The sequence below is a fragment of the Providencia sp. PROV236 genome, assembly GCF_033676985.1.
Classification (GTDB): Bacteria; Pseudomonadota; Gammaproteobacteria; order Enterobacterales; family Enterobacteriaceae; genus Providencia; species Providencia manganoxydans.
In genome coordinates, this window is sequence record NZ_CP096297.1 from 2935486 (window position 1) to 2958798 (window position 23313).

The 23313-nt window shown below is 40.4% G+C and carries 28 protein-coding genes and 3 pseudogenes; 22 read left to right on the forward strand and 9 right to left on the reverse strand.

The window, feature by feature from the left end:
- Positions 1-27: 27 nt before the first annotated feature.
- Together M1E96_RS13395 and M1E96_RS13400 are read left to right on the forward strand one after the other, a co-directional pair.
- Positions 28-1011 (forward strand): spore coat protein U domain-containing protein, encoded by a 984-nt coding sequence (locus M1E96_RS13395; protein WP_272579571.1) that lies wholly within the window; start codon positions 28-30, stop codon positions 1009-1011.
- Positions 1012-1080: 69 nt separating this feature from the next.
- Positions 1081-1518 (forward strand): hypothetical protein, encoded by a 438-nt coding sequence (locus tag M1E96_RS13400; protein ID WP_140181585.1) that lies wholly within the window; start codon positions 1081-1083, stop codon positions 1516-1518.
- A 253-nt stretch (positions 1519-1771) separates the two neighbouring features.
- On the opposite strand, the gene M1E96_RS13405 is transcribed toward M1E96_RS13400, so the two are convergent.
- Positions 1772-2191 carry a structural protein gene (locus M1E96_RS13405; RefSeq protein WP_272579570.1) on the reverse strand — a complete coding sequence of 140 codons (420 nt, stop codon included), beginning with the start codon at positions 2189-2191 and terminating at the stop codon, positions 1772-1774.
- Positions 2181-2489 carry a phage holin family protein gene (locus M1E96_RS13410; protein ID WP_070926006.1) on the reverse strand — a complete coding sequence of 103 codons (309 nt, stop codon included), beginning with the start codon at positions 2487-2489 and terminating at the stop codon, positions 2181-2183. The genes M1E96_RS13405 and M1E96_RS13410 overlap by 11 nt, the downstream gene beginning before the upstream one ends.
- Before the next feature lie 1325 nt (positions 2490-3814).
- Here M1E96_RS13410 and M1E96_RS13415 point away from each other — a divergent pair.
- From M1E96_RS13415 to M1E96_RS13440, 6 genes are all read left to right on the forward strand, one after another.
- Positions 3815-4333 carry an Hcp family type VI secretion system effector gene (locus M1E96_RS13415; protein WP_070926003.1) on the forward strand — a complete coding sequence of 173 codons (519 nt, stop codon included), beginning with the start codon at positions 3815-3817 and terminating at the stop codon, positions 4331-4333.
- An 82-nt stretch (positions 4334-4415) separates the two neighbouring features.
- Entirely contained in the window at positions 4416-6437 is a 2022-nt protein-coding gene (locus tag M1E96_RS13420; RefSeq protein WP_369427109.1) for a type VI secretion system Vgr family protein, read from the forward strand.
- 9 nt (positions 6438-6446) lie between these two features.
- Complete coding sequence (locus M1E96_RS13425; protein ID WP_272579568.1) at positions 6447-7658, forward strand: DUF2169 domain-containing protein; 1212 nt, start codon at positions 6447-6449, stop codon at positions 7656-7658.
- Positions 7651-8007, forward strand: coding sequence for a DUF4150 domain-containing protein (locus tag M1E96_RS13430; RefSeq protein WP_140181577.1), 357 nt, complete (start codon positions 7651-7653; stop codon positions 8005-8007). Before M1E96_RS13425 ends, M1E96_RS13430 begins: the two co-directional genes overlap by 8 nt.
- A gap of 9 nt (positions 8008-8016) precedes the next feature.
- A complete protein-coding gene (locus tag M1E96_RS13435) occupies positions 8017-12855 on the forward strand; it encodes an RHS repeat-associated core domain-containing protein (RefSeq protein ID WP_369427110.1) in 4839 nt (1612 codons plus the stop codon).
- An 8-nt stretch (positions 12856-12863) separates the two neighbouring features.
- Positions 12864-13304 (forward strand): hypothetical protein, encoded by a 441-nt coding sequence (locus M1E96_RS13440; protein WP_369427111.1) that lies wholly within the window; start codon positions 12864-12866, stop codon positions 13302-13304.
- 69 nt (positions 13305-13373) lie between these two features.
- Here M1E96_RS13440 and M1E96_RS13445 read toward each other — a convergent pair whose 3' ends face one another.
- Entirely contained in the window at positions 13374-13625 is a 252-nt protein-coding gene (locus M1E96_RS13445; protein WP_369427112.1) for a SymE family type I addiction module toxin, read from the reverse strand.
- Positions 13626-13725: 100 nt separating this feature from the next.
- On the opposite strand from M1E96_RS13445, the pseudogene M1E96_RS13450 reads away from it, so the two are divergent.
- The 3 genes and pseudogenes from M1E96_RS13450 to M1E96_RS13460 all read left to right on the forward strand — a co-directional run.
- Positions 13726-13788: pseudogene (locus M1E96_RS13450) on the forward strand (hypothetical protein); the annotation flags it as partial.
- Between the two features lie 108 nt (positions 13789-13896).
- Positions 13897-14781 carry an RHS repeat-associated core domain-containing protein gene (locus M1E96_RS13455; protein ID WP_369427113.1) on the forward strand — a complete coding sequence of 295 codons (885 nt, stop codon included), beginning with the start codon at positions 13897-13899 and terminating at the stop codon, positions 14779-14781.
- A gap of 2 nt (positions 14782-14783) precedes the next feature.
- Positions 14784-15074 (forward strand): barstar family protein, encoded by a 291-nt coding sequence (locus M1E96_RS13460; RefSeq protein WP_369427114.1) that lies wholly within the window; start codon positions 14784-14786, stop codon positions 15072-15074.
- Positions 15075-15171: 97 nt separating this feature from the next.
- Here M1E96_RS13460 and M1E96_RS13465 read toward each other — a convergent pair whose 3' ends face one another.
- On the reverse strand, positions 15172-15492 hold the full coding sequence (locus M1E96_RS13465; protein WP_369427115.1) for a SymE family type I addiction module toxin: 321 nt from the start codon (positions 15490-15492) through the stop codon (positions 15172-15174).
- A gap of 44 nt (positions 15493-15536) precedes the next feature.
- Here M1E96_RS13465 and M1E96_RS13470 point away from each other — a divergent pair, with 44 nt between their 5' ends.
- Entirely contained in the window at positions 15537-15851 is a 315-nt protein-coding gene (locus M1E96_RS13470) for a hypothetical protein (RefSeq protein WP_369427116.1), read from the forward strand.
- Positions 15852-15858: 7 nt separating this feature from the next.
- On the forward strand, positions 15859-16158 hold the full coding sequence (locus M1E96_RS13475) for a hypothetical protein (RefSeq protein WP_140181563.1): 300 nt from the start codon (positions 15859-15861) through the stop codon (positions 16156-16158).
- Between the two features lie 53 nt (positions 16159-16211).
- On the opposite strand, the gene M1E96_RS13480 is transcribed toward M1E96_RS13475, so the two are convergent.
- Positions 16212-16334, reverse strand: coding sequence for a hypothetical protein (locus M1E96_RS13480; protein WP_369427117.1), 123 nt, complete (start codon positions 16332-16334; stop codon positions 16212-16214).
- Positions 16335-16563: 229 nt separating this feature from the next.
- On the opposite strand from M1E96_RS13480, the pseudogene M1E96_RS13485 reads away from it, so the two are divergent.
- From M1E96_RS13485 to M1E96_RS13495, 3 genes and pseudogenes are all read left to right on the forward strand, one after another.
- Positions 16564-16626 (forward strand): annotated as a pseudogene (locus M1E96_RS13485) (hypothetical protein); the annotation flags it as partial.
- A gap of 108 nt (positions 16627-16734) precedes the next feature.
- A complete protein-coding gene (locus M1E96_RS13490; RefSeq protein ID WP_369427118.1) occupies positions 16735-17652 on the forward strand; it encodes an RHS repeat-associated core domain-containing protein in 918 nt (305 codons plus the stop codon).
- Positions 17653-17656: 4 nt separating this feature from the next.
- Complete coding sequence (locus M1E96_RS13495; protein WP_318710319.1) at positions 17657-17866, forward strand: hypothetical protein; 210 nt, start codon at positions 17657-17659, stop codon at positions 17864-17866.
- A gap of 81 nt (positions 17867-17947) precedes the next feature.
- Here the strand turns inward: M1E96_RS13495 and M1E96_RS13500 are convergent, their stop codons facing one another.
- Entirely contained in the window at positions 17948-18274 is a 327-nt protein-coding gene (locus M1E96_RS13500) for a SymE family type I addiction module toxin (RefSeq protein WP_369427119.1), read from the reverse strand.
- 17 nt (positions 18275-18291) lie between these two features.
- On the opposite strand from M1E96_RS13500, the pseudogene M1E96_RS13505 reads away from it, so the two are divergent.
- The 4 genes and pseudogenes from M1E96_RS13505 to M1E96_RS13520 all read left to right on the forward strand — a co-directional run.
- Positions 18292-18363, forward strand: a pseudogene (locus M1E96_RS13505) (hypothetical protein); the annotation flags it as partial.
- 108 nt (positions 18364-18471) lie between these two features.
- Entirely contained in the window at positions 18472-19293 is an 822-nt protein-coding gene (locus tag M1E96_RS13510) for an RHS repeat-associated core domain-containing protein (protein ID WP_369427120.1), read from the forward strand.
- A gap of 2 nt (positions 19294-19295) precedes the next feature.
- Positions 19296-19763, forward strand: a complete 468-nt coding sequence (locus M1E96_RS13515; RefSeq protein ID WP_369427121.1) for a hypothetical protein — start codon at positions 19296-19298, stop codon at positions 19761-19763.
- Between the two features lie 392 nt (positions 19764-20155).
- Positions 20156-20608, forward strand: a complete 453-nt coding sequence (locus tag M1E96_RS13520; protein ID WP_369427122.1) for a hypothetical protein — start codon at positions 20156-20158, stop codon at positions 20606-20608.
- A 51-nt stretch (positions 20609-20659) separates the two neighbouring features.
- Here M1E96_RS13520 and M1E96_RS13525 read toward each other — a convergent pair whose 3' ends face one another.
- On the reverse strand, positions 20660-20908 hold the full coding sequence (locus M1E96_RS13525) for a SymE family type I addiction module toxin (RefSeq protein WP_369427123.1): 249 nt from the start codon (positions 20906-20908) through the stop codon (positions 20660-20662).
- Positions 20909-21037: 129 nt separating this feature from the next.
- Here M1E96_RS13525 and M1E96_RS13530 point away from each other — a divergent pair, with 129 nt between their 5' ends.
- Complete coding sequence (locus M1E96_RS13530) at positions 21038-21577, forward strand: SMI1/KNR4 family protein (RefSeq protein WP_369427124.1); 540 nt, start codon at positions 21038-21040, stop codon at positions 21575-21577.
- Between the two features lie 133 nt (positions 21578-21710).
- On the opposite strand, the gene M1E96_RS13535 is transcribed toward M1E96_RS13530, so the two are convergent.
- Positions 21711-21944 (reverse strand): SymE family type I addiction module toxin, encoded by a 234-nt coding sequence (locus M1E96_RS13535; RefSeq protein ID WP_369427125.1) that lies wholly within the window; start codon positions 21942-21944, stop codon positions 21711-21713.
- Positions 21945-22398: 454 nt separating this feature from the next.
- Here M1E96_RS13535 and M1E96_RS13540 point away from each other — a divergent pair, with 454 nt between their 5' ends.
- Positions 22399-22767 (forward strand): hypothetical protein, encoded by a 369-nt coding sequence (locus M1E96_RS13540; RefSeq protein WP_272580860.1) that lies wholly within the window; start codon positions 22399-22401, stop codon positions 22765-22767.
- A gap of 127 nt (positions 22768-22894) precedes the next feature.
- On the opposite strand, the gene M1E96_RS13545 is transcribed toward M1E96_RS13540, so the two are convergent.
- Entirely contained in the window at positions 22895-23218 is a 324-nt protein-coding gene (locus M1E96_RS13545; RefSeq protein ID WP_254679770.1) for a peptidase, read from the reverse strand.
- Positions 23219-23313 lie beyond the last annotated feature (95 nt).

Genomic DNA, 23313 nt, shown 5'->3' on the forward strand with positions numbered 1-23313 from the left:
ACCACGTTTAATGAAAGAGTCAATACTATGTCAACTTATCGTACAGGTTACCGTCAAATTGTTTACACTTTAGTTAGCGTTATATTGCTCGGCTCGCCCTATGATAGTACGGCTTTCACTTGCTCTATTAGCAATGTTAGCACCTTAAATTTTGGTACAATCATGCCGCTCACCAATAATACTGCAATAACATCTCTTACATTTAATTATAGTTGTACCAAAGGAATAACAGATGTATTAGCTGGAGCAACACTTTGTTTAAATATAGGCGCTTCCAGTATTTCAGGCCAAGTCATATCTAGACAAATGTCAGCCTTAGGGTTAGGCAGCCCTTTAAGCTATCAAATATATCAAAATCCCAGTAATAGCCTCGTTTGGGGAAGCCAACATGTCTCAGGTAGCACCCCCGTTATGATTAGTATCAGCTTATCTCAAGTGCTAACGCCCATAACAGGTTCAGTCACTTTGTATGGCCAATTATCAGTCAATCAATCTAGTATCATACCAGGAAGCTATTTAGATACTTATACAACATTAACTGCCAGCAGCACCATCAATCTAGGCGTTTTTAGTACACCAACTACCTGTGGAGCGGTTGTTGGGCCTACTTTTCCTTTTACTGTAATGGCCACCGTAGATAAACAGTGTACTGTCTCCAGCAATGGCGATATTAATTTAGGTAGCCTAAAAAGTTCGGCTACCAATATAAATGGCAATAGTGCTATTTCGGTGACATGCACGAATACGACACCTTTTACTATCGGATTATCCCCTTCAAACAATAATTTACAAGGTGCAGGAGTGTTAAAAAGCACAACATCAACAGACCAAATTCCTTATCAACTCAGTTCTAATCCAAGTGGTTCTGTGTGGGGAAATGACTTACTCAATGTGATTACAGATACTGGTACTGGGATCGCAAAGTCTTATACTGTATATGTCACTGTACCTTCAGCCAATTTCACACCGGGTAGCTATAAAGATACCGTCACGATTAATGTAACCTATTAGTATTGATAACAGCTCAGGTTTAAGTAAGATCATCCAGATGGTACTTTTAAACTCTCTATTGGAAAAATTATGTTTAACTATTTGGCTACTGTCGAGTTCGATGAAGAAACTGATTGCTATGAGATTTCATTTGTAGATTTCCCTGATATCGAAGGTACGGCTTATTGTGAAGAAGATATTGAGCTTGAAGCGACAGAAACCTTAATGACAGGGCTTACTGATTTTATTTCATCCAAAAAGTCGATCCCATTACCTTCTCGATCAGCTGAGCATGAAACATTATCCGTTCATTTACCTATACTCTGTTGTTTGAAAATTGCATTACATAATGCCATTATCCAAACTAATACGCGTAAAGCCGATCTAGCACGCAAATTGAATTTAAATTCACAACAAATTGATAGATTACTTGATATCGAACATGCCTCTAAAGTTGATGCTCTAGAGCAAGCCCTTTATTTATTAGGTTATGACATTAACCTCACAATTAACCAACGTTGCAATTAACCTCAGTAAGATCGCCTCTTACGTTAACTGATAGTCACACTTTTTGTGAACTAATTTTTAATAGGAGGCCCCTATTTATCCATCCTGCTATATTTATACTCTTCATTTAAAAATAAGAGATAGCAGGTAGATTTAACTATACACAGTAAAATCGCTTTAATGATAAGGGGCAAATGAATTCATAAAATTAAAATAATAGCTCAAATGGCGTACATTAATCTAATGTTTATAAATAAAGATTGATTATTGACGTCTATAAGAGTTCCCATGCTTTTTCAAAAGTTGCTGTATCATAAGGCTGTAGGCCATTTTCATGCTGAATAATCGCTTTGGCTAAATTAATAGCAATAGCCTTATTATTAAGATCAATTCTTTCTGTCGGCGATACCCCTAATGTATCAGCAACACTTTGAATATAGGCTATGGTATTATTTTCATTGCTTGGCGCCCATCGACCAATAATTTGCGATACTGTTGTTAATCCATATTGACCTCGGTATGTTTGAAGTAGCAATATTAATGCGCGGATCCCATATTCCACCGTTTCAAATCGACAAAACCGAGGCTCAATACTAGGATCGTAGATTAATTGCCCCTTCCAATGATTATTTTTATTATAATCAATATTACCGGGGTTATTATTACGGATCCCTCGCGGTTGTTTACTTTTCATCGTCTATTTTCCTTCTTAGTTTTTTTTCAATCAGCTTGACGAATTCAGCACCTGACCATCCCGCAATACCCGCAACGCCTCCAGCATATTCCGTAGACCATTGATAATATATTGCTGCAAGGTATACAAATGCTCCTGCAAAAATGGAAACAAGGATCTGAGAAATAAGCATCCAAAAACTAAATTTTTCACCATTAATCATTTTATAAGCATAGCTTGCTATCGAACCAAGCAAGATCATAACTAATATTAATATCTCTCTTGCCCAGTAATAGTTGAAAGGATCTTTGAAAGCCATTTTCCGTTCCCTCCCCTAATCTTGAATTTATAGTACTTATAGGTGGTTGATCGTAAAATGTAGGTTCTATTAAAGTGAATATATTGAGTAGGTAACCACTCAATTCCCCTCTAATGTGTTAAGTTTAAATCTTTACTAAGGTGCTGTAATGAAATTGTAAAGCAGCAAAAATGAAAAAAATGCCACATAGCATTTTGTAAAAATCACATTCAAACGACAGACCATCTCTATATTATAGCGACGCTCATATTTGTACTATCTTTTCAGTATGTTGTAACAATAGTTCTCTTGGCGGATGACTCAAATATGATTAGAATGCGCGCCCTAATTGGTGGTGACTCTCCTTTTAGATCATGCATTATTTGTATTTCAACTCTTCCTTTTACCCCAGTTAATCACTGGGGCTTTTTTATTCTAAAAAATAAATTGGATAAATAGCGTATACATAGTGAAATGCTATTTATCTCACCACATTTTTTTCATAACATGCATTTCTTTTAAAACAAAGCAATTAACTTGCATAAGAGCGACTAAAACGATCACTAAAATGCAAAATAGACTAAAGATAAAAGTAAGTCATAAGAAATAGAAATCATTATTAAAAATTTAAGCTTTATGTAGTAGAAGCCTTACACTTATTAAGTAACCTTTTACAATAAATAAGTCGTTTGGTTTATATTCACTATTACTAGTCAACCACACTAAATAGTTCACTTAGCCTCAAATCCATAACACTTCTCATTTTGACATCACATTCATTTCGCATTTATTGCGTTAAAAACCTCAAGACAAATAGCATTATAACCAATTGTTTTATAAGCATATAGAATCACAAAAAGAATTATATATTGAGATTAATGCATTTATGCCTAATAAATATTAAAAATATTTATCTAATAACCCCCATCAATAAGCACCTAAAGAGTTAAAATCAATTATCTTATAAAACAACAGGTTAAAAAATAATTTTTCTAGGATTTTTCTGGAACGTTTTTTACCTCTATGTACATAGATTTTTTCTAATATTTTCGATAGTTAAGCATTTTTAACGCAAATGATGAATAAAATTTACAGGATTTCATCCTGTTCAAAAGTCAATTTAAAACAAATTAAAGTGATAAATATCGATATTTCAATGTTTTTACGCTGAGTCACTTATCCTACCGAGATAGGATTATTCCTAGTTATTTACAACCCATTACCTCACCTATATTATCCGCACTAACCGAAATTAGCATACGCATTGGCTGATTTTTTGGATATTAATCAATGATTATATCGCTATTAATAACACTGACATTTGTCACTTAACTAAAGGAATGAGTATGCCAACTCCATGTTATATCTCTATTGAAGGCAAAACCCAAGGCAACATCACTGCTGGTGCATTTACCCCTGAATCTGTGGGTAACATCTATGTACAAGGTCATGAAGACCAAATGTTAGTTCAAGAGTTTTCTCACGTTGTGACAGTACCTACTGATCCACAATCAGGTCAGCCTTCAGGTCAACGTGCACATAAGCCATTCCGCTTTACAGTTGCACTCAATAAAGCTGTTCCACTGTTATACAACGCATTGGCTTCTGGTGAAATGCTGCCAAAAGTAGAACTGAAATGGTACCGCACTTCAGTGGAAGGTAAACAAGAGCACTTCTTTACCACCACACTGACGGATGCCACTATCGTTAACATCGATTGCCAAATGCCACACTGCCAAGATCCAGCTAAAGCGGATTTCACGCAGCTGATCGAAGTTTCACTGGCTTATCGTAAAATTGATTGGGAACACACCAGTGCAGGCACATCAGGTGCTGACGACTGGCGCGCACCACTCGAAGCGTAATCTTGCCTTAACGAGCCTTTCGAGGCTCGTTTTTGTTAGATCCCCTTGAATTCTAAATTCCCCGTTCACTCGGAACTACACCATGTTCGCAAAAGATCCTAAAAACCCTGCATTTGACCCTATGGCTGGTTTTCAAGATGAAGCTTTTAACCAAGCCAAAAATCTAGCGATGTCTAACATGTCATCCTCCCCACGCCAAGCGATTGCAGCAGCACAAACCGCTATGTCAATCGCTTCTAGTTTAGAATCTTACAGTGAAATGGCCGATGTGGCCCAATCTGCTCTGCTCAGTGCATTAGGACTAAACCCTGAGCCAAGTGGATTGGTATTCACCTGTGAAATTGGTGGAATACTGCCAGGCACCTTACAGGTAACAGACTTTTCTTTAACTGAAGGATTATCTTCCCTTTTTAGTTTAAGTATCAACGCGGTTAGCTTACTGCCAACACTCGATTTTCAGGCAAGTTTAGGCCAAGTCTCATCATTGACGGTTAAACGTGACGGTAAAATTGTCCGCACAGTAAAAGGTATTCTTGCAGGTGCTGTTCAGGGAAATACTGATGGCGTAAAAACGTGGTACCACTTTGATATACGCCCTGAAATGTGGATTATGACCCTCAATCAAGATAGTCGCATTTTTCAAGACCAAAACGTCCCTACCATTTTAAAAACTTTGTTAGATGAAGCGCATGTTAAATCTGACTGCACATTTTATCGTGAAGCACTGCATCCGATTCGAGCCTATACAACTCAGAAACGTGAATCTGCGTATGATTTTTGGTGCCGTTTAGCCTTTGAAGAAGGGATTAATTTTTGGTTTGAAGAAGACCAAATGTTCTATAGTGATGAACATATGGGTATGACCGCAGGAATTCATTTAACCTATAACCCACAAGCAGACACAGATATTACCGATAGCACAGTGTCTACATGGCAATATGGCGAATATTTGTGTGTTGATGAAACCATTCAAAAAGATAATAACTATGTTCGCCCTTCTTACCCTCTTAGTCATCAAGCCAAATTAGAGCATGGTGGCCAACACAGTGTATTTGAAAGTTATGGTCGCTTTCAATTCGATGACGAAGGTGAACCACTGACCAAGATACGTTTTGAACAACTACGCAGTGGGAGCCGGCAAGGTAGTGCCACCACAAACTGTTTTGCCTTACGACCGGGTAAAATTTTCTCTTTAAAAAACCACCCCCATGAGCCCATGAACGATCGCTGGCAAGTGATTACAGTAACGCATCATGGAGTGCAACCACTCGCCGACAATGGCGGTGGCGAAGGCACGCAATTCAGTAATAGCGTTTCCTTTATTCCTGACCGTACCGAATGGCGTCCACCACATCGCTACAAACCGACAGCGGATGGTGACGAATTAGCGACAGTTGTCGGCCCTCCGGGCGAAGAAATCTATGTGAATGAATATGGCGCAGTAAAAGTGCATTTTCATTGGGATCGTTATGGTAAACCTGATCATGGCGCTTCTTGCTGGGTACGCGTTGCCATGGGTTGGAGTGGTAATGGTTATGGTTTTTCAGCGGTGCCACGCATAAATTCGATTGTGCAGGTGTCTTATCTCAATGGGGATATTGATAGGCCAATCATCACTGGATGTACTTACGATGGGCGCAATGCGACCCCCATAAAGTTTCCAGCAAATAAAACCCGCACCACGTTTCGCACCAAAACCCATAAAGGTGAAGGATTTAACGAACTGCGTTTTGAGGATGAAAACGGCAAGCAAGAAGTGTTTATTCATGCCCAAAAGGATATGAATACCAAGGTATTACATGATCGCACCACCCATGTTCTACATGACCATACTGAATTGGTTGATAATAACCAAGCGATGCATGTTAAAGGTAATCGGACTGAAAATATTGATCAAAATAATACCGAAACGGTTGGGCAAAAGAAAACGATCAATGTTGGTGATCAGCTATCAATTAATGTGGGAAGTGTCATTGAACTGCGCTGCGGGGCCAGCGTATTGCGCATGGACAGTGCGGGCCGTGTGACCATCAATGGTGTGAAGTTTAATTTTGAAGCATCAGAGCATGTGCAAATCACAGGTAAAGATGTGGATATTAACTAGGGGGCAGAAATGGAATTTCGCAATCTAACACCATTTTCAGTATTGAATTATAAAATGCTCAATGTCGATGACATTGAGCACCATGTTATTGCGATGAAAGTGGGTTATAAATTGATACCAACCGGCAATAATAATGAATATACACCACATGTATTAACTGACTTAAAGCTTGAATTTCAAGATCAGTTTGTCAATCAGCCCAATAGCTCATCCGTGCGTCTTGAAAGTGACTTAGCTCCATTTAAACCGCGTTGTGATGTCATTATTAACGGTATGGCTTATGCATCTGACGATATACCGACTGACTCGATAGTAGCATCCATTCTGATGACCAATCGAGATAATCGCGTATTAATTGAGAAGTCCTTACGTTGTTTTGGGGAACGTCAATTTGTCTTCAATGAAGATTCAAACACATGGCAACTCACCCCCCCTAAACCGATCCGACAGTTGCCGATTGATTATCGTTATGCATTTGGTGGTGAATGCAAAATTTATCAAGATGAGAAACTTGCAGAGCCTATACCTGATGAGGCTTTATTTCCTGAAGCCTTACGTAGTGAGCATCCTGAAAAAGATTTAGCACCTATCGCACACAATACCTATGAATATAATCCGTTAGGGCTAGGTTTCATCACACCTTGGTATCAACAATCCAAAAACATTACCTCGCTACCGGCACCACAAATTGAATCTTTAACCCATCCGATTACGGCTGAATGTATGACATCACAGCTCAACAATAAACGGCCCTCTGAACCTGCCGTAGGCTTCGGCGCGGTTGGTCGTGCATGGTTACCTCGACGTTTATTAGCTGGGACGTATGATGATATGTGGCTAGATCAGCGCCATCCTTATCTTCCTCATGATTTTGATTTTAGTTATTGGAATTGCGCTCCTACAGACCAACAAATTGATTATCCAGCAACGGATTTTTCGCTCACCCTCAAAAACTTAACACCAACGGGTGAACTTAAAACAACATTACCGGGACATCGCCCTTTTGTTTTATTACGTATGCAAAATGGTCTTTTTATCCCCCTACACCTTAATTTAGATACTCTGTTGATTGATACCGAAAAACTACAGTTATCGTTAACCTACCGCTTAATGTTTGAGGCTGATTTACCGATACGGGTGTGTGAAGCACGCTTTGAAATGGATCCTAATGCACCGCTCGTCCGTTTTGCCGAACCTCAGGAGGAATTGAACCATGGCTGATAATTATTTAGCTCGCCAGCAAGGCGAATGGTTGGTCATAAGCTTAACGCCTGATGTTTGTAAAACGCCAATGGGATCATCAACCCCCCCTATCCCTTATCCGGTTATCGCGAAATTAGAAACTGCGGCCGCCGTGGTGCCATCGGTTAAAGCCAATGGTCATCCAGTAGTAGTGTTCGATCAAAGTTACATTCCCACCACATTAGGTGATGAACCGGGTGTCGCCAATGGCGTGAAAAGTGGCACGGTGGGTGGAAAATGCTATCCCTTGGAGCATTCAAAAAGTGTGCGGATCGGAAAAAAACCGATACTGCGTCATGACGATAAATTTTGGATGAATGGGAAATAGGGAAACGCCATGTCAAGTAACCAAGCTAAACACGATTCTATGGCTGTCATTAGCTCAAGCCCCGCAGCTACACCACTTCCTCCCTTCGAACAAGTCAAAGATAAGGTGGTGAACTGGGAGCTCTACAGTGACGCAGTATATGACCCCACTGGGGAACCCGTATTTTACATGCAATTTTTCGATAATAGCGATGAAACTATTGCGACAGGAGTTTATTTACCCGAAGAATATGAGGCTTTTCGTCAACAAAACCCGCAACTGAATTTACCTGAACTTAATGAGGATGAAAAAGGCGATCCTGATAGTGGACTTATAAGCAGCCGAGAACAAGAAACCGCAAAAAGTTCCCCTATTTCGGCAAACGGCAATACGCAAGGTGCAATCACACACCAAGCGAAGCCGTCTTCTGCGTCCATTGAAAATGCAAATACCGTAGTTAAAACTGAAAATCCCGCAGAAAAAAAGATAGTTGAACGCCACTCACTTTCTTTATTCTCCAAAAAAGAAGCGGCAGCAATATCCGAATGGGTAGACGAGCAAGCACAAGAGGTTCTTAACGATGTAAACCAAATGCGTGGCCAAGTTAATGCGGCCATCGACTCTCCAATTGAAGGTGCGAGTGGTGCAATAAAAGGTTTTTGGAATATTGTTCCTGATGTCATTGATTTAGGATATTTACTAGCACAAGGGATTGAGATAGGTGGAAGTAAAGCTCTTGCACCTGTTTTAGGGCTATTTAGTGACGAACTTAAAAATGACCTAAATGAGCATGCCGAGCTCGTTAAAGGACAATTAGGTTATTCAATTGCTGATCCAATAAGATTTAACCTGAGTGAAGCTGAGCAAGGTGGTAGCTTGATTGCATCAATGACACCAGTCGGAATGATAAAAGGTGCAAGTCGAAAAATAGTTAAAGAAGTCACTGAGAATTCAGCTAAACAAGCAGCTAAAAAAAATGCCGTCAGTAATACTATCAAAAATGAGCCTCAATCTCCCAGTAACATGGTCAAACCTGCCGATAAACCCAATTCTGAAGCGGTAACTATACAAAATACTCAGCCGTCTCCTGGTGGTACGGTAAAATCTGTCGATAAGCCCAATCCTGACACAGTAAAAACACCAGATACTCCTCCTGCAAAAATTAAAGATGAATCACCCGATACTAAAAAAACCGACAAGGGTGAAAATAATCCAAACTCAACTAAAAACACCTGTGGTGATCCCGTTGATATTGTCAAAGGCGATTTAATCCAAGCTTGGCCTGTCATTAATATCCCCGGCCTACTGCCTATTGAGCTGACTCGAACCTATTATTCAACTCAATCTCCTCGTGGCATCTTTGGGCTAAAATGGGCCGATAACTGGTCAATGTCTCTGCAAATCCATGATGAAACCATCGACTTTCAAGATCCAGAAGGAAGCATATACACCTTTACCGCCTCAAGTGATGAAGTGCGTTCACGTAACTTACGCGCTCCCCACTATTTGCTATTAGGTCATAAGCAATCAACATTACAAATACAAGATAATCGCCAACAACGTATCTACCATTTTGAACTATCCCCCACATCCCATCGGCGCTTAACCAAAATCACTAACTTACAAGGGGTTGCATTACGGTTTCATTATAATGATGAACAGCAGCTCGATTACCTGCTACGTGATGACGGTTTTTTGATTCGATTGCATTATCAACATCATCAATTAACCCATATCGATTATGAGCATGCTCAGCAGAGCCAACGGCTGGTCAGTTGCCAATACGATCATCATGGCTACTTGAGTGAATGTGACGCATTTCAACAAAACCATCTCTGGCACACCTATACCGCACAAGGGTGGATGACTTCATGGCGCGATACCGATCAAACCGCCCTCAGCATTGATTATGATAACCAAGGCCGCGTCATACAAACTCACTCTGACAGTGGCTATTGGTGCGACCGTTTCTTCTATGATGATACGTTGCTCATTAACACCTATGTCGACGGAGAAGGCGGGCATTTTCGCTATTATTATAATGAAGACCAACTCATTGTACGTACTCTTGACCCTTTAGGCCGAGAAACCCGTACCCAGTGGCGTGATTTTCAAAAAATCAGTGAAACCAATGATATGGGTGAAACCACACATTACACCTATCACCCTGATGGTTTGATTGCGCAAATTTACCTGCCCGATAACCGGAAAGTCGGTTATGAGTACAATGAGAATGGGCAACTCACACGCTATATCGCGCCCACCGGTGATGTTTGGCAACTGGATTATGATGTTCGAGGCAATCTAACCACGGTCACTACGCCGCAAAGTTTGGTGCAGACCTACGAATACAGTAAGCACGGTGAACTGCTAAAATCCATTGCTCCGAACGGCGCACAATGGCAATACCAATACAATGCCGCACATCAACTGATTAAAAGCACCAATCCCTATCAACAGAGTACGGAATATCAGTTTGATGAACTCGGGCGCTTACAAGCCTATACCGATGCTCTTAAACACACCACGCAATACCGTTATGACCCAAATCATGCAGGGGTCAATGGCAGCGTTAGCAACATCTTGCTTCCTGATGGTGTACAACAACAGATCGAATACGACAGCGAACGCCGTGTGGTGGCGGTCACTGACGGTGAAGCACGCACTACCCGTTATCGTTACGGCCCCTTTGACCTGTTAACGTCCATGATACGCCCCGATGGCACCGCAATCCATTTTGAATATGACGCATTAACACGCCTCAAAAAAGTCATCAATGCATTGGGCGAGACATACACCTATGAGCGCGATGCCGCAGGGCAAATCATTCGAGAAACCGATTTTGCCGGACGCGTACTCGAATATCGTTATGACCGTTTAGGCCGTCGCATTGCCACACGTTACCCTGATAAACATGAACTGCGTTGGCACTATGCCCCTTCCGGTGTGGTGATTGAACAAAGTGAGTGGCTTGATGATGGTCTCAATCATCAATGTTTATCCACGACCACCTATGAATACGATACCCATTTACGACTGATTAAAGCCACTAACCCCGATTCCGTCGTCGAGTTCGAGTACGATGCCCACGGTCAATTAACCTGTGAGCGTATTAATGGCCGTGAAGTACACCATCAATGGGATGAAGCCACACAGGCCCTCACCCAAACACGCTTTGGTGAACGAGAACTCCATTACGCCTTTGGGCAACTGGGGGAACTGACCCAACTTCAGGTCAATCAACATCGACCGTTAGAGTTCAGTTATAACGCCGTCGGTCAAGAATACCTGCGTCGCAGTGACGTCGGCTTTGTCAACTCCAGCCACTACAATGCCGCTGGCTTGCTGGCACACCAACGCGCGGGTCGTGGCTCGGATAACTTTTTGTGGTCGTTGTACGATAACCCACATCAACCGCCGATGTGTTCTGATGTACATCGTGATTTTCACTACAACCGTGCCCACAATGTGGTGGCCATCGAAGATGCACGTTGGCAACGTACCCAATATCACTACAACGCCAACGACCAAATCACTGAAACCCAATACAGCTCTGAACGACGTAGCCAGTATGAGCGTTTTCAGTATGATGCAAACTTAAATCTCACTGAGCACACCACCCTGCCGGAAGATGCGCATACGGCGATTATTCAACTGGCGCAAGAGCAGCAAGCGGGCCGAGTTATTCGTCGTAACTTCCCCAAAGGCCATAAAAATTATTTCTACGATGCCAACGGCCGACTCGAACGCAAAATGGTGTATCAACATGGTTATCGTCCACAAGAATGGCGCTACCAGTGGAATACCCAAAACCAACTTATTCGCTGCTTTACCCCCAGTGGCGATGTCTGGCGTTATACCTACGATGCTTTTGGTCGACGGCTGTCGAAAACCAAAGTCGTTGATATTCTAAAAATCAATGAAAGCCCCGCCTTTCCGCTGTCAAAGCAACGTATCACCGCATGGCACTATCTGTGGTCTGGCGACCAAATGGTCGAAGAGACCCCCGTCTACGCCGATGGCACTATCGCTTACGATGCTGGTATACAGTGGGTATACCAACCGGGGGCGATAACCCCTGCTGCACGTTACCAGCGCGGAAAATTGCACTATGTGGTTACTGACCACCAAGGCACCCCGCGGGAGATGTTTACTGAAAACGGTGTTGCCAGCTGGGCGGGACGGCTCAACACATGGGGGCAACTGGCCTTTTGGGAGTCCCGTGAAGGTCGTGCTGAAAACGACCCCAACTATATTGATTGCCATTTTCGCTTTGCCGGACAATTCGAAGATAACGAAACAGGCTTGTATTACAACCGCTTTCGCTATTATGATAAGGACAGCGGACAGTATATTTCACCCGATCCCATCGGGCTGCTGGGTGGGTTGAATCCGTATGGGTATGTTCATAGTCCAACTAAATATATCGATCCTTACGGACTGAGTAGTTTTGATCCATTTATACATGGAGAAATTACTGATTTCCCTAAAGACCTTCACTTTGGACAAAATAGAATAGCCCCAAATTTTAGTAGTATTGGAAGTCAGGCTGATCCTTTAATTGCTGGAAGGCCAATTCTCGATGTTGCAAATGACATTAAAGTCGGACACATTAGCCCCGATGCTTTTGTTATCTCATACACAATTGACCCTGCTACAGGTAAACCCGTAACTCTCAATAATCGAGGATTAGCTGCTATAATTGAGTCCGGTAAATACCCACAACACGCAATATATGTTCCATATGAAAATGTGCCAAAACACTTAGTTAAAGATATTTTAGATAGACCGCCATCTAGATCAATAAGTATTACACAAAATAAAGATGGTACTGGATTCAACAAAATAATCTGTTGTAAAAATCAATAAGGAAAAATATGAAACTACAACTTGTTCCAGAGAAATTGACGTTTAAAATATCTACTACAGACCTTAAAGTAATTTATACTGAATCAAGTGGAGCTAAACTAAGGATTGATATTCAAGATATTGATAATTTTAAAAATGATATATATCGTGAAATAGAAATTCACTTTCTCATGGTAGCTGAATTAAAATGTGTTTCTATGAGTTTTTTCGATGCTAATTCTAACAATTATTCTATAGCAAACCAAAGCATAATAACTAATAGAATTGATTTTTGGGAGACAAATGGATATCACCCTGACTCAGGAGTTTATCAAATTATGAATTCAGATATATTGAAGAATAAAAAGACACTTTATGACCCATTAAATAGATTCAATTTAAAACATTATTTAGTTACTGGAAATGATAGTTATATTGAGATAATCGCATCTAAATATGAGTATAATTAACAACGCAGAAGCCTGAAGATCCTTTAATCTTCTGGCTTCGTCGTTTTTAAGAGCTGCTCAGTTTACCCTTTAGCTGCTGATATACTCTGCCATCAGCTCGCGCATCGTGTGTTTGATGGCTCTCAGTTGCGCTTGCTGTTGTTGGTTTTGTTGCTTCATCGCTCGAATGTCTTCGCTATCGGGTATCAACACCAAACAGCCGTTTAAGATTTTGACGGTAAAGGTGAAGCCAGTCTCAAAACCGGCCTCTTTTAACCAATGCCCTTTTAAGTTTATCGCCGGCGGTGGTGCGGCTTTGCTGCCATTGGGGGTATACCCCACGGTATAATAACGCTCTGTTTCGGGGCTTTATTTGTACTGCTGTCTGACTTAGAACGCGCCTTAGCTATAGTCAACTCCTTGTTATACCCAAAACCAACTTATTCGCTGCTTTACCCCCAGTGGCGATGTCTGGCGTTATACCTACGATGCTTTTGGTCGACGGCTGTCGAAAACCAAAGTCGTTGATATTCTAAAAATCAATGAAAGCCCCGCCTTTCCGCTGTCAAAGCAACGTATCACCGCATGGCACTATCTGTGGTCTGGCGACCAAATGGTTGAAGAGACCCCCGTCTACGCCGATGGCACTATCGCTTACGATGCCGGTATACAGTGGGTATACCAACCGGGGGCGATAACCCCTGCTGCACGTTACCAGCGCGGAAAATTGCACTATGTGGTTACTGACCACCAAGGCACCCCGCGGGAGATGTTTACTGAAAACGGTGTTGCCAGCTGGGCGGGACGGCTCAACACATGGGGGCAACTGGCCTTTTGGGAGTCCCGTGAAGGCCGTGCTGAAAACGACCCCAACTATATTGATTGCCATTTTCGCTTTGCCGGACAATTCGAAGATAACGAAACAGGCTTGTATTACAACCGCTTTCGCTATTATGATAAAGACAGCGGACAGTATATTTCACCCGATCCCATCGGGCTGCTGGGTGGGTTGAATCCGTATGGGTATGTGCATAATCCAGTGGGTTGGGTCGATCCGTTTGGGTTAAATGCTTCTTTATCCGGTGGCACCTATGCTGCCAGCTCAGCCCAAGGCGCATTACTTAACCAGTATTATAATACGGCAGAAAGTGCAAATGATGTTGTTAATAGCTTAAAGACGACAGGGACGCTTCCTAATAATTACGTAACAAAATCTCAAGCTGAAGCTGCTGGTTGGTCTAGAGGAAAAGCTCTTGGTAATTATGTCCCTGGAGGGCAAATAGGGGGGGATATTTTCGCTAATAGCACAGGTATTTTACCTGATTCTCCTGGAAGAGTATGGTATGAAGCCGACATTGGCCTGGACAATAAAATGTCTAGAGCTAAACAGCCAGGAACACGTTTGTTGTATTCTAATGATGGATTAACTTACATAACATCTAATCATTATGAAACAGCGGAATCATTAGATATTTGTAATTGCAAAGGGAAGAAGTAGCCATGAAAAACATAATATTAGATGGTAATCAGCAAAGCAATCCACTAGAGGTATACAAAGTATTTTGTAATGAGTTTGATTTTGGTTCTTATTTTGGAAATAATCCTGATGCATTATATGATTTCATGGTTCCAATTGATGAATGTGATAAACCGGTAATTATTACCTGGAAAAATAGCAATGTTTTTAAAAGTAAATACCCAGTAGAATTTGAAAAATTACAATCTGTCTTCAAAAAAATATCAGAATTCGAAAAGTTTAACAAAAAAAGTTTTGATTTTGAGCTCCTATAAGATAAATTTTTTCGTCTATATAACTAATTAAATATTTAGCCAGCAGTTTAAATATTCTGCTGGCTTCCCTATTGTTAAGAGCCGTCCAATTTACCCTTTAGCCGCTAACATACTCCGCCATCAGCTCGCGCATGCTGTGTTTGATGGCGCTGAGTTGTGCTTGCTGTTGTTGGTTTTGTTGTTTAATGGCTCGAATGTCTTCGCTATCGGGGATCAACACCAAACAGCCGTTTAAGATTTTGACGGTAAAGGTGAAGCCAGTCTCAAATCCTGCCTCTTTTAACCAATGCCCTTTTAAATTTATCGCGGGCGGTGGGGCGGCTTTGTTGCCGTTCGGGGCATAGCCCACCGTGTAATAACGCTCTGTTTTTGTTGCTTTATTTACCACTCGGTTTTGCTTAGAATGCGCCTTAGCCATAGTCAACTCCTTCTTAGTTGCTTGTGGTAAGCAAAAGGTTCAGGTTGCCTCCCGAGCTTTTTGCGTTAAATTTATTTAATTACTTCAATGTTGCTGGTTGGTCACATAAAAGCAAATGGACTCTAAATAATGCGGATGTTAAAACCACTATAAGAGATGTATTTCGTAATCCAAATCGAATAACTCGTGATGGAGATCGGTTTATATATGAAAAAGTATTGAAAAAAGATATTGGAATTACTCCAGAAGGTGTGCCTCTTAATAAAGTTAGGGTTGTTACAGAATCAAATGGTGGTTTAGTGGCAGCCTTCCCTCAATCTACATTTAGAGATTTAAAATCAACTGATACTATTTTTTGAGGATACTATGAGTCTTGATATACATATTACGACTATTGAAGGTGATATTATTCACATTGTTATGAGTGAAGCACTACATTCTGAAATCTTTTCATCTTCAACAAGATGGAGTAGTTTGAAAAACATACGAAAAATAAAAGACTATTACAAAGTTGATTGTCTTTTTAAAAATAAAGATGCAATTGCTTTTATACAAGAATTAGAAGATATAAAAAGCAGAATATCAGCAAAAAAAGCTGAGCTACAAGAAATATTGAATAAAGCTGACAACACAAAAACCAGCTTTATTCGAGTCAGTGGTGATTAATGACCAAAAAATCTTCTGATCTGACTTATTATAAGAGCCGCTCAGTTTACCCTTTAGCCGCTGACATACTCCGCCATTAGCTCGCGCATGGTATGTTTGATAGCACTGAGTTGCGCTTGCTGTTGTTGGTTTTGCTGCTTAATGGCTCGGATATCGTTGCTGTCGGGGATCAACACCAAACAACCGTTTAAAATTTTGACGGTGAACGTGAAACCTGTCTCAAAACCCGCGTCTTTTAACCAATGTCCTTTTAGGTGTATCGCGGGCGGTGGGGCGGCTTTGTTGCCATTGGGAGCATAGCCTACCGTGTAATAACGCTCTGTTTCGGGGCTTTATTTGTACTGCTGTCTGACTTAGAACGCGCCTTAGCTATAGTCAACTCCTTGTTATACCCAAAACCAACTTATTCGCTGCTTTACCCCCAGTGGCGATGTCTGGCGTTATACCTACGATGCTTTTGGTCGACGGCTATCGAAAACCAAAGTCGTTGATATTCTGAAAATCAATGAAAGCCCCGCCTTTCCGCTGTCAAAGCAACGTATCACCGCATGGCACTATCTGTGGTCTGACGACCAAATGGTTGAAGAGACCCCCGTCTACGCCGATGGCACTATCGCTTACGATGCCGGTATACAGTGGGTATACCAACCGGGCGCGATAACCCCTGCTGCACGTTACCAGCGCGGGAAATTGCATTATGTGGTTGCTGACCACCAAGGCACCCCGCGGGAGATGTTTACTGAAAACGGCGTCGCCAGCTGGGCAGGACGGCTCAACACATGGGGGCAACTGGCCTTTTGGGAGTCCCGTGAAGGCCGTGCTGAAAACGCCCCCAACTATATTGATTGCCATTTTCGCTTTGCCGGACAATTCGAAGATAACGAAACGGGCTTGTATTACAACCGCTTTCGCTATTATGATAAGGACAGCGGACAATATATTTCACCCGATCCCATAGGCCTGCTGGGCGGTTTTAATCCGTATGGGTATGTGCATAATCCAACTAAATATATCGATCCGCTGGGTCTTGCCGGAGGAATTGGAAATAAAGGTGAATGTAGTAAACCTGATTTTTATGTTGGACCTGCTGGGCCGAGTGCGACAATGCCTTCCAAAGCCTATAGATATATGGATAGTCAATCTGAATGGGCTGCGGCTACAATAGAAAATAAAACCGCCCCATTGAGCTATTTTGGCTATACAAAGTATGGCTCCGGCAAAGAAGCTCGTGATGCCTATCAAATATTTTATGAAAAAGGAAATCCTGGGTCTTGGAGTGATGCTCGATTACTGGGTGAATTTGATACATTGCAACTTTATAAAAATGGAGTACCACAAGTTAAAGTACCTCTTGCTAATGGAGGAAAAGGACCTGAACTTGAACTATTCACTAGTGCGTATCCTCAATTTGGTAAAGGTGGGGCAGTCCAGTTATTACCTGTAGAGAAAAATTTATCTGTAACTTTTGATAAAGTTACAATTATTCCGGAATGATTATATGACAGAAGATGAATTACGAAAAAACCTTAGGTATTTAACCGATAAATACGTAGTCGATAAAAATAAAAAAGATGAAATGTATAATTACATTGATAGAGATGATGTGCCCGTGAAAGGTGTATTGGCAGATCTAAATGCTTTTGGATTAAAAATAATTAGTCAAGATGATGGTGACTTAATTAGCGCTATTTACTTTTATTATTGCTGACTAAGTTACCAATCTAAAAGAAGTCAGAAAACCTTCCAACCTTCTGACTTCTTCGTTTTTAAGGGCTGCTCTGTTTACCCTTTAGCCGCTAATATACCCCGCCATCAGCTCGCGCATTAAGTTTTTTATCTCACTCAGTTGCGCCTGCTGTTGTTGATTTTGCTGCTTAATCGCTCGGGTGTCTTCGCTATCGGGTATCAACACCAAACAGCCGTTTAAGATTTTGACGGTAAAGGTGAAGCCTGTCTCAAATCCTGCATCTTTTAACCAGTGCCCTTTTAGGTTTATCGCGGGCGGTGGTGCGGCTTTGTTGCCGTTCGGGGCATAACCCACCGTGTAATAACGCTCTGTTTTCGGGGCTTTATTTGTACTGCTGTCTGACTTAGAACGCGCCTTAGATATAGTCAACTCCTTGTTATACCCAGAACCAACTTATTCCCTGCTTTACCCCCAGTAGCGATGTCTGGCGTTATACCTACGATGCTTTTGGTCGACGGCTATCGAAAACCAAAGTCGTTGATATTCTAAAAATCAATGAAAGCCCCGCCTTTCCGCTGTCAAAACAACGTATCACCGCATGGCACTATCTGTGGTCTGGCGACCAAATGGTTGAAGAGACCCCCGTCTACGCCGATGGCACTATCGCTTACGATGCCGGTATACAGTGGGTATACCAACCGGGGGCGATAACCCCTGCTGCACGTTACCAGCGCGGGAAATTGCATTATGTGGTTACTGACCACCAAGGCACCCCGCGGGAGATGTTTACTGAAAACGGCGTCGCCAGCTGGGCAGGACGGCTCAACACATGGGGGCAACTGGCCTTTTGGGAATCCCGTGAAGGCCGTGCTGAAAACGACCCCAACTATATTGATTGCCATTTTCGCTTTGCCGGACAATTCGAAGATAACGAAACAGGCTTGTATTACAACCGCTTTCGCTATTATGATAAAGACAGCGGACAGTATATTTCACCCGATCCCATCGGTCTGCTGGGTGGGTTGAATCCGTATGGGTATGTGCATGATCCAGTGGGTTGGGTCGATCCGTTTGGGTTGAGCGGGACGTCGAAACTTAATAACAATGCAAGTGAAAACAATACAAGATTCTTAGTTGACTCTAAAGGCCAAGCTTTAGATTTAGAGTATGTTAGAAATCTAAAATTTGATGGACAAATAATCAATGCAGGAAGAAGTGGTAATAAGCTACCTGCAATGGGACAACCAGGCACTTACTCTAAAACAACAGGTGGTCATGTAATTGTTTATGGACCCGATGGTAGACGGATGGTGGATATATCTAAAGACAGAATTAAAGTTGTTGAATGGAATAAAGCCCCAAATGGTCAATACCATTATCGAACTGGAAGTGATACGAAATTTGCAGATAGAGAAGTTCCTGATGAAATCAAAAAATTATTGGAGTGAAAATGAAGAATTATCCAAGCATAGTATCTAATAATCTTATTGCAATATTTCCAACATCTTTTCCATTGAATTATAGTTTGCCTAATTTTGTATCAAATTGTGTTGGTCTGGAATCTATTTTAGCTTGCGCTGGCTTATTTTGCCCTGAAATTATTGAAATCGATGGTGCTATTTATCGATGTGAAAATAATAATGGCATGATAAAACCATATGAAGGATACGGTAAAGATAAAAAAACACTTGAAATGGTCAATAATGTTTTTACATTCAATGACTTTTTTCTATCAACAACAGCTGACGCTGCTTGCGATAATGAAGTTCTAATGACAGAATTTAGTGAAGTGCTTAAGTATTTTTGGGGAATTAGATTATACAGCCTTTATCCGAATAAAACGTTTGAATTCATCATAACCGATGATGGATTGTATGGTGAAGAAGGTTTTTGTATGACCTTTTATGAAGTTGAATAATAAAAATAATTTATATTCCAATCTTCTGGCTTCGTCGTTTTTAAGAGCGGCTCAGTTTACCCTTTAGCCACTAATATACTCCACCATCAGCTCGCGCATGCTGTGCTTGATGGCACTGAGTTGCGCTTGCTGTTGTTGATGAAGCATATCTTCGAAAGGCATCATCCAGAATTTTGGGATGGCTCAATAAAAGCTAAACAAACTTTCTTTTCTCGTGACATGAAAGTGGGTGACATAACCGATGCCGTTGAAAATGTTATGAAATAAAATAGAGATACTTTGATAAAAAAAGGAACAGTAGGAAAATATCAAATATCTGGACAATATCAAGGGCAAGACTATGTTGTTGGTTTCAAAAATGGAAGAGTTAGTCAATTTTATCCAGGCACATTATGATAAACATAAATACATTTATTAAATTTAATAATAACTTCATTAATATCTTTGATTTAAAAGAAAAAATAAAAAATAGTAATTATATAGAAGGTGCTATTGAATTGACTATCAATGGTAAAAATCTAATTGATAAGTCAATGTATGATTATATTGATGAACTATGGAGTTACTTATCAGAAGGTCTTTTTATTGTAAGTCAAGGTGAGGAGTTTAAATGCTATTTTCCTGATCAACCTATTGCAGTTAGCTTTATACCACAAAAAGGTAATCGTATTTTAGTTAGCGTTAACTGTCATGAGGAAATAAAAACTTCTATTGATCGATATGAGTTTTTAAATTCAATGGCAGAGCATGCAAAACTCTTTTTTGAAAAATTAGAAGACTTAAACTCAGCATCAATGGGAACACGTAAGTCAGCATTACAATTTATTGAAAAAATTAGATTATGATAGAGCAGCTATAATATCACCTTTGCATATTATAACCGCTCAGTTTACCCTTTAGCCGCTGACATACTCAGCCATCAGCTCGCGCATGGTGTGTTTGATGGCACTCAGTTGCGCTTGCTGCTGTTGGTTTTGTTGTTTTATTGCTCTTGTCTCTTCGCTGTCCGGTATCAACACCAAACAACCGTTTAAGATTTTGACGGTAAAGTTGAAACCTGTCTCAAAACCGGTCTCTTTTAACCAGTACCCTTTTAGGTGAATTGCAGGCCGAGTAAGAAAGGCTACTGAACAAGAACAAATCATTGAAATGAGCTCAGTTCCTTATTACAAAGGTGTTTCTAGAATTCCCGCAGGTGTTACAATTAAGGCCTAAGGAACAGGCAGATTTTATGAATATGTAACAGTACTTAATCCTCTAGGAATGTAATACTTATGAGCTTTAAAGATTTAAATAACATATTGCCGTTACCCAAATATACATATGAAACAGGAAGTAACGCTAAGTGGCCATCAATTGATGATAGCTATTCATTTCCTATGGATTATATTGAATTTATAACGAAATATGGCATAGGTAGGATCGATAATTTTCTTACTTTATTTAATCCATTTATTGATAATGATGATTGGAATTTTTTTAAGCAAAAAGAATGGATTATTTCTGACTTTTCTGAACTGAATGAGTCTGATCCTGATTATTACTCGTTTATTTTATACCCTGAGAGTAATGGGCTTCTTCCTATTGGTATCACTGGCAATGGAGATTATGTATTTTGGGTTGTTTCTTCTGCGAATAGTGATCTATGGAATATTGCTGTTATTGCATCTAGATCCCCTGATGTTGAATATCATCAAATGAATCTTGTCAGTTTTATTGAAGGTATTTTGTCAAAAAAAATTAAAAGCATGTGCTTCCCTAAAGATTTTCCATCATCAAATATATTATTTGACAATAGTGATTTCAAACTGTGATTGATGCCAGAAGACATACAAGTCTTCTGGCATCTCCATTTTTAAGCGTCGCTTAGTGTACTTTTTAGCCGCTGATATACTCTGCCATCAGCTAGTGCATCGTGTGTTTGATAGTACTTAGCTGTGCTTGCTGTTATTGGTTTTGTTGTTTAATCGCTCGGGTGTCTCCGCTATCGGGTATCAATACCAAACAGCCGTTTAAAATTTTGACGGTGAAGGTGAAACCAGTCTCAAAACCGGCCTCTTTTAACCAGTGCCCTTTTAGGTTTATCGCGGGCGGTGGGGCGGCTTTGTTGCCGCTCGGGGCATAGCCGACGGTGTAATAACGCTCTGTTTTCGGTGCTTTATTTATACTGCTGCCTAACACAGCTGCTTAATCACTGCCTGCTGCTCAGGCTCCATCAACCTGATGGCCTGAAACTGGAGTGCTAACTCTTCGGGGGTGATCATTGAATAAAGTGAGTGGCTTGATGATGGTTTCAATCATCAATGTTTATCCACGACCAACTATGAAGACATCACTGAAACCCAATACAGCTCTGAACGACGTAATCAATATGAACGTTTTCAGTACGATGCGAACTTAAACCTAACTGCCCCCAGCCCGACAGTGTTCATACCGTCATTCTTCAACTCGTGCAGGAGCAGCAAGATAGTCAGGTCATTCGCCGTAAAGCCCTCAAAGGCCATAAAAACCATTTTTACAATGCCAATGGTCGACAACTACTCAAAAAAAGCGCTGTTGATATCTATATCAAATCACCATTATGATATAGATACTAGAATGCATATACTCACCTAACCCTATTGAATTATAAAATATGAAATATTATGCAAAAGTCATTGCACTGAATCCAGATATTGAAGAAGAAGTAACAATTTCTCTTGGTGAAATTGTATTAACATGTTTTATCAGTGAACTTAGTAGACCAATACAATTGAATAGCGTTTATTTAGTTACGCTTGAGCTTGAAATTTTTGATGAAATAAGCGCTGAGTTATCTACTGATTCATTACCAAAACAAATTGAGAGTTCATTTGCATATGAATTGAATGGATATCTATTCGAAAACAAACTCATTGTATGTAATACAATATTACAACATGATTTATTGTATGAGTTATCATTTTATGAAAATAAATATGTGAGAATTTATGTAGATAGAATTAATGTTTCATTTTTAAATTGATTTTTTAATGTATTTTTTAAAGTTTATGTATTTATTTAATTTATAGCCACTTCATTTATAGATTAGATTAGAAAAATAATGAAATATCAGTATCTAAATGACCTAATCTCATCAACTTCCTTCGATATTAATTATCTTTATCACTTTTAAATATACTATTAGCTACCCTCTCCGATTCAATTTCTCGAATTGCTTTTTTATCTAAGTTGCACTTGGCAATTGAATTCATTGCATCTACTAGCAATAGCGGCATATCTTTCCAATTCATTTTTTCTGGAATATCAGGTTGCTCACAATCAGCGGTTAGATGTACTGGGATCGGTACTGGTTGAACGGGCACTAATACCTCTTTTGTAGTTGTGCAACCCGTTAATAACATCATCAGGCACGGCAGTATTAGCACATTCATTATCTTTGAGTATTGTTTTGATAACAGTCTTAACCTTGACATACTCTGAGTCCTCACGTTGCTTTGCTTTAATATTGTGGAGTGAGACTTGATAGTGAAGAATGATCGTAGACCGAGTGACTTTACTTATTAACTCT